Here is a 6,153-nt window from a genome sequence, read left to right as displayed (position 1 = left end):
GGCGTGTCCGGGGCTTCCGGAGGGATGCGAGGGTCGAGCGACTACAGCGCGAAGTCGCCGCCGACGAGCGTGGAGACGGGCTCCTCGTGGTAAACGGCGGAGATGGCCTGGGCGAACTCCTCGGCGACCGAGATGGTCTTGATCTTGCCGCCCACCTCGACGGGAATGGCGTCGGTGACGACGCACTCGACGATCGGGGCGTCGTTCAGGCGCTCGATGGCCGGACCGGAGAAGATACCGTGGGTGGCGCAGACGTAGATGTCGCCAGCGCCCATAGCCTTGAGCTCCTTGACGTTGGCGCACAGGGTGCCAGCGGTGTCGATCATGTCGTCGTTGATGACGCAGGTCTTGCCCTTGATGTCACCGATGATGCCCATGACCTCGGCGGCGTTGTGGCGCGGACGGCCCTTGTGGGCGATGGCCAGGTCGCAGCCGAGCATGTCGGACAGCTTCTTGGCGGCCTTGGCGCGACCCACGTCGGGGGAGACGACAACCAGGTTGTCGGTGTCGAAGTGCATGTCGTTGTAGTACTGGCCAAACAGCGGCAGTGCGGACAGGTGGTTAACCGGGATATCAAAGAAGCCCTGGATCTGACCCTGGTGCAGGTCGAGGGTGATGATGCGGTCGACACCGGCGCGCTCGAGCAGGTTGGCGACGAGGCGGGCGGTGATGGGCTCGCGCGGGCCGGCCTTGCGGTCCTGGCGGGCATAGCCGTAGTGGGTGATAACGGCGGTGATGGAGCGGGCGGATGCGCGCTTGGCAGCGTCGGTGGCAATGAGCAGCTCCATGAGCATGTCGTTGACGTTGCCGCCAGCCACGGACTGAATCAGGAAGACGTCGGCGCCGCGGACGGTCTCGTCGTAGCGGGCGTAAATCTCACCGTTGGCGAACTGCTTTAGCGTAAGGCCCGAAAGCTCGACCCCAAGGTACTCAGCGATCTTCTGAGCGAGGGGACGGTTGGAGGAACCGGAATACACGCGGATGGACTTGCGCATATTCTCCGACTTCTCGGGATCATTAATCGGCATTACCCTTCTCCTTTATACATCGAATGCCATATAGATGCCTTGTTGCATTGTAACCGCGCGACGGGGTTTATCGAGTCTTGATAACGTCTTTACCGTCAACGGACACGAACCGACCACTCATCCGGTCGCGCAGGTCACGATAGAAAAAAGAGCCGTCCTCATGGAACAGCTCCTTTTGTGCTTGGTAAAACGTTATACCTCGTCGTTCTCGTGCAGACGGCGGCGATAATCGGCGGCCCAGCCCTCGATATTTACCTGACGGGCGCGGCCCAGACCGAGTGCGTCGGCCGGGACCGGCTCGGTGATGACGGAGCCGGCGGCCACGAGTGCGCCGTCGCCAATCTGGGCGGGCGCGACCATCATGGTGTCGGAACCGATGAAGGCATCCTTGCCGATGACGGTCTTGTGCTTGTGGACGCCGTCGTAGTTGCAGGTGATGGAACCCGCGCCCACGTTGACGCCGGAGCCCATGGTGGTATCGCCGATGTAGGACAGGTGGGGCACCTTGGAGCCCTCGCCGATCGTGGACTTCTTAATCTCCACGTGCGTACCGGCCTTGGATCCGTCGAGCATGTGGGTGCCCGGGCGCAGGTAGGCGCGCGGGCCGCAGTCGACGCCGTTCTCGATGACGGCCTCGATGGCGATGGTCTCATCGATGATGCAGCCGCTGCCGACAGTGGTGTCGGTGAGGCGGCTGTTGGGGCCGAGCTGGCACTCTTCGCCCACGGTGACGTGACCGATCAGATGCGTCTGCGGCCACACGACGGTGTCGCGGCCGATGACGGCATCGGGGCCGATCCAGGCCTGCGTGGGGTCGATGAAGGTAACGCCCTCGGCCATCCAGTGCTCGTTGATGCGGTCGCGCGCGATGGCGGTGAGCTGTGCGAGCTGGATGCGGCTGTTGACGCCCAGGCCGTCGCGGTAGTCGTCGCAGTGGAAGATGGAGACTGCCTGGCCGTGACCCTTGAGGATTTCGAGCATGTCGGGCAGGTAGTACTCGGACTGCGCGTTGTCGTTGCCGATCTCGTTGATGTGGGCGGCGAGCTGCGCGCCGTCGAAGGCGTAGCAGCCGGCGTTGCACTCGAGCAGCGTGGCGGCCTGCTCGGGCGTGCAGTCCTTCTGCTCGATGATGCGCTCAATCTGGCCGTCGGCGCCCAGCTTGATGCGACCGTAGCCGAAGGGATCGGGCGGGGTCATGGTCATGACGGTGCAGGCGAGCTCGCCGGTGGCGACGGTCTGCGCGAACTTGGCGATGGTGTCGGCGGTGATGAGCGGCAGGTCGCCGTTGAGCACGACGACGGGGCCTTGCGCGATGCCGCAAGCCTCGAGCGCGACCTTTACGGCGTGGCCGGTGCCCAGGCGCTCGGTCTGCTCGACGCACTCGACCTTGGTGGCGCTGTTGGCGTAGGCGCCGTCGATGAGGGCGCGCATCTCGTCGGCGTGGCTGCCGATGACGACCACGACGCGGCTGCAGCCGGCCTTGATGGTGGCGTCGACGATCCACTGGACCATGGGCTTACCCAGGATCTTGTGCGAAACCTTGCAGTGGTTCGACTTCATACGGGTGCCCTCGCCGGCAGCGAGGATAATTGCGGTTGCGTCCATGTGATCTCCTGTTACGTTATAGAGACGTGTGTTTGGAAACGATACACGGCGCAATATGATACCGCAGGCATATGATGAGCGCGTAGCGATTGGTGTGCGACGGCCGATGTCGCTGCCGCCGGCGTGGTGTTTGCGCTGCTTGCGGGCGGTGCCGGCAGTGCTTCGGCGTCGGTGATTTGGCGGGAGGGCGGGGATGCCTATGGACAACATGCGAGAGGGTTCGGGCGCCGAGCCCGTGGGGGCATTTTCAATGTCGCATCCGGCGATGCCGGCACTCTATATTGTGTTGACGCTGGGGCTCACCATGTTCTCGATGCAGCCGGTGCTGATTGCGCTGTCGCTCGCAGGCGGGCTGGCGTATGGATTTGCGACGCGCGGGGCTGCCCGCACGATGGGCGCACTTCGCTGGCAGCTGCCGGTGATTTTGATTATCGCGCTGGTCAATCCGCTGTTTAGTGCATCGGGCTCGACCGAGCTGTTTCGTATTGGCATGCGCGCGGTGTATCTAGAGAGCATGGTTTACGGCCTGTGCATGGGCGGACTGTTTGTGGCGAGCGTGCTGTGGTTTGAGGCCGCGGCGTCGATGCTCGAATACGACAAGGTACTCGCACTGTTGGGCAACGCCGCGCCGGTGATCGCGCTCATGATCTCGATGTGCATGCGGCTTATCCCACAGTTTTTGCGCCGCGGCCGCACGGTGCTGGCGGTGCAGGACGCGGTCGATGTGCCGGGGCGTGCGCCCACCGATCCCGTGCGTTCGCGCCTGCGGGCATCGAGCGTGCTGATGGGCTGGGGCATGGAAGATTCGCTTGAGCGCGCGGATGCCATGCGCTCGCGCGGGTGGGGCGCCGCGACGCGTCGCACGACGTACGCGCGGTATCGGCTGGGGCGCGGCGACGCTGCCGCGCTGGTGGGGCTTGCGCTGTTTGGTGCCGCCGCGGTGGCAGTGGCATGGACCGCGACAACGCAGTATTCGTTTTACCCGCAGCTTTCGGTGCCCGCGCCGTGGCTGGGCTATGTCGTGTACGCTGTCTGGATGGTGCTGCCCTGTGTGTTGCATGCGATCGATGAGAAGAGGTTTGGCTGATGGCTCGGTTGGATAGGGGCCCGGTGTCGGGCGCGGCGTGCGGCCCGGATATGCCGGCGATTGAGGTGCGGAGCCTGAGCTTTGCCTACCCCGGGGCTGATGCTGCGGTGCTCGAGGGGCTCGACTGGTCTGTTCCCCAAGGTGCATTTGCGCTGCTTGTCGGCGGTACCGGATCGGGTAAGTCGACGCTGCTCTCGCTGCTCAAGCCCGAGATTGCTCCGGCGGGCGAGCGCGCTGGCGAACTGCTCGTGCTGGGCGAGAACGTTGCCGACATGGACGTGCCCGCGTCTGCGGAGCGCGTGGGCTACGTGTTCCAGGATCCCGAAAACCAGATTGTGTGCGAGACCGTGTGGCACGAGATGGCGTTTGGCCTAGAGAATCTGGGTGTGTCGCGCGACGAGATGCGCCGCCGTGTTGCCGAGACCAGCTATTTCTTTGGTCTGGAGGATTGGCTTCATCGCGATACCGATACGCTTTCGGGTGGCCGCAAGCAGCTGCTGTCGCTTGCCGCCGTTCTGGCGCTGCGTCCGCGCGTGCTGTTACTCGACGAGCCCACGTCTCAGCTCGATCCCGTTGCCGAGAAGAATTTTCTGCACGCGCTGTTTCGCGTGAACCGTGAACTGGGCTGCACGGTTGTTGTGGCTACGCATCAACCGCGGCCGATGCTCGAGTATGCGACGTGTGCGTACCGGATTGAGGGCGGTCGCGTGCGCGAGGTGGCGGATATGGCTTCTTTGGGGCGCCGAGAATCGCTGTTTTCCGATGACATGTTGGGGTGGGGTGCCATCCGATGTGCAAAAAACGGAGTATTCAGCAGGCGTGAGGACAATTTGGGCTCTCTGGAGCCACCCGGGGACGTATCGAGCGCGAAAAAAAGTTTGGAATTGGACAAATCGTCCGAATTTGTGGCGCAAACGTCGCTCGAGAACGGCTCGGAAGCCCTCCCGCGCACGGATGGAGGCAGAATACTCCAAAAAATGCACGGCGGGTCGGCTACCACCCTGTCGGAAGGCTGGTTTCGCTACGATCGCGCGGGCGGTTGGGTGCTGCGCGGGCTCGATGTGACGTTTTCGGCCGGCGCGGTGCATGCGGTCGTGGGCGGAAACGGCTGCGGCAAGTCGACGATGCTCTCGGTGCTGGCCAAGACGGCTAAGCTGCAGCGTGGCCGCATGGTGCGTGGGGCGGCCTCGGCGGCGCTGCTGCCACAGAATCCCAAGGCATTGCTGGTCGCCGAAACGGTGCGCGACGAGCTGATGGAATGGGCTTCGACCTGCGGATACGACGAGGCCGCAGCACAGGAGCAGACAGCGCGCCTGGGTCTGGCGGGCTTGGAGGCGCGTCACCCGTACGATCTTTCGGGCGGTCAGCGCCAGCTGCTTGCGTTGGCAAAGCTGCTGTTGATTGGTCCGGAGCTGCTGCTGCTTGATGAACCCACCAAGGGCCTTGATCTGACAAGTCGCTGCATTATCGCCCGAGCCCTGCGCGAGCATGCGCAGGCCGGCGGCACCGTCGTCATTGCCGCGCACGACTTAGACTTTGCCGAGCAGGTGTCCGACGACGTCGCCATGATGTTCGACGGCGAGATCGCCTGTATGGAGCCTCCGGCAGATTTCTTTGCCGACAACGTGTTCTACAGGGCGTGATGGGATGACGGATCATCGCGCCTCGCGCCTACTCGCAAAAATGGAGATCCCGCTGTTGTTGGCGGTACCGGCAGTGATGACTGCGGCGTTGCTGGCGGGCATTGAGCAGGCGGCGCTTGCCATGCTGGTTGTAGTGACGCTCGTGCTCGCACTGTTCTTTGCGGGCTACGAGACCTCGCGCCCGGGCCTGCGCCAGATTATGCCCACGCTGGTTCTGGCGGCGCTGGCCGCGGCGGGGCGCATCCTGTTTGGGCCCATTCCCGATTTTAAGCCCGTGAGCGCTATCGCCATTATCGCGGGTGCGACACTTGGCCGTCGCAATGGTTTTATGGTCGGCGCGTTGGCGGCACTGACCAGTAATTTCTTTTTTGGACAGGGCATGTGGACGCCGTGGCAGATGTATGCCTGGGGTCTGGTTGGCTATGTTGGCGGCGCGCTGGCGCATGCGGGCGCGTTTGATCGCGCCGATGGAACCGTGCGAATGCCGGCGCTGTTGGCGTATGGCTTTGCCTCGGGCTTGCTGTATGGCGTCGTGATCAACGCGTATGACATCATCGGTTTTGTGCAGCCGCTCACCTGGGCAGGCGCCGTAGCGCGTCTTGCTACGGCGGTGCCGTTCGATATCACGCACGGCCTCGCGACCTGCGTGTTCTTGGCCGCCTTGTACAAGCCTTGGTGCCGTCGCATTAACCGTGTCGTCGTGAAGTACGGGCTGTAATGGCGGTTGCGCCGGGGCGAGAATCAATATTGCCTTGGTGTCATATCAAAACTATGCCGGTTTACGGGGCTG

The 6,153-nt window shown here is 63.5% G+C and carries 5 protein-coding genes; 3 read left to right on the top strand and 2 right to left on the bottom strand.

What is annotated here, in order from left to right:
• Positions 1-41: 41 nt before the first annotated feature.
• Positions 42-1,028: a ribose-phosphate diphosphokinase gene (locus AB5Z20_RS09705; protein WP_006235790.1), complete on the bottom strand. Its 987-nt coding sequence runs from the start codon at positions 1,026-1,028 to the stop codon at positions 42-44.
• A gap of 192 nt (positions 1,029-1,220) precedes the next feature.
• Positions 1,221-2,633, bottom strand: coding sequence for a bifunctional UDP-N-acetylglucosamine diphosphorylase/glucosamine-1-phosphate N-acetyltransferase GlmU (gene glmU / locus AB5Z20_RS09700; RefSeq protein WP_368157158.1), 1,413 nt, complete (start codon positions 2,631-2,633; stop codon positions 1,221-1,223).
• A 199-nt stretch (positions 2,634-2,832) separates the two neighbouring features.
• Here glmU and AB5Z20_RS09695 point away from each other — a divergent pair, with 199 nt between their 5' ends.
• Genes AB5Z20_RS09695 through AB5Z20_RS09685 form a run of 3 tightly spaced genes read left to right on the top strand, consistent with a single transcriptional unit; the run spans position 2,833 to position 6,081 of the window.
• Positions 2,833-3,720, top strand: coding sequence for an energy-coupling factor transporter transmembrane component T (locus AB5Z20_RS09695; RefSeq protein ID WP_368157157.1), 888 nt, complete (start codon positions 2,833-2,835; stop codon positions 3,718-3,720).
• A complete protein-coding gene (locus AB5Z20_RS09690) occupies positions 3,720-5,363 on the top strand; it encodes an ABC transporter ATP-binding protein (protein WP_368157156.1) in 1,644 nt (547 codons plus the stop codon). Before AB5Z20_RS09695 ends, AB5Z20_RS09690 begins: the two co-directional genes overlap by 1 nt.
• A gap of 4 nt (positions 5,364-5,367) precedes the next feature.
• Positions 5,368-6,081 carry a DUF6580 family putative transport protein gene (locus tag AB5Z20_RS09685; protein WP_368157155.1) on the top strand — a complete coding sequence of 238 codons (714 nt, stop codon included), beginning with the start codon at positions 5,368-5,370 and terminating at the stop codon, positions 6,079-6,081.
• The last annotated feature ends 72 nt before the right edge of the window (positions 6,082-6,153 follow it).

The organism is Collinsella aerofaciens (assembly GCF_040910245.1).
Lineage (GTDB): Bacteria > Actinomycetota > Coriobacteriia > Coriobacteriales > Coriobacteriaceae > Collinsella.
Note: the sequence above shows the minus strand (reverse complement) of the source record. Positions and strands in the feature narration are given on the sequence as shown.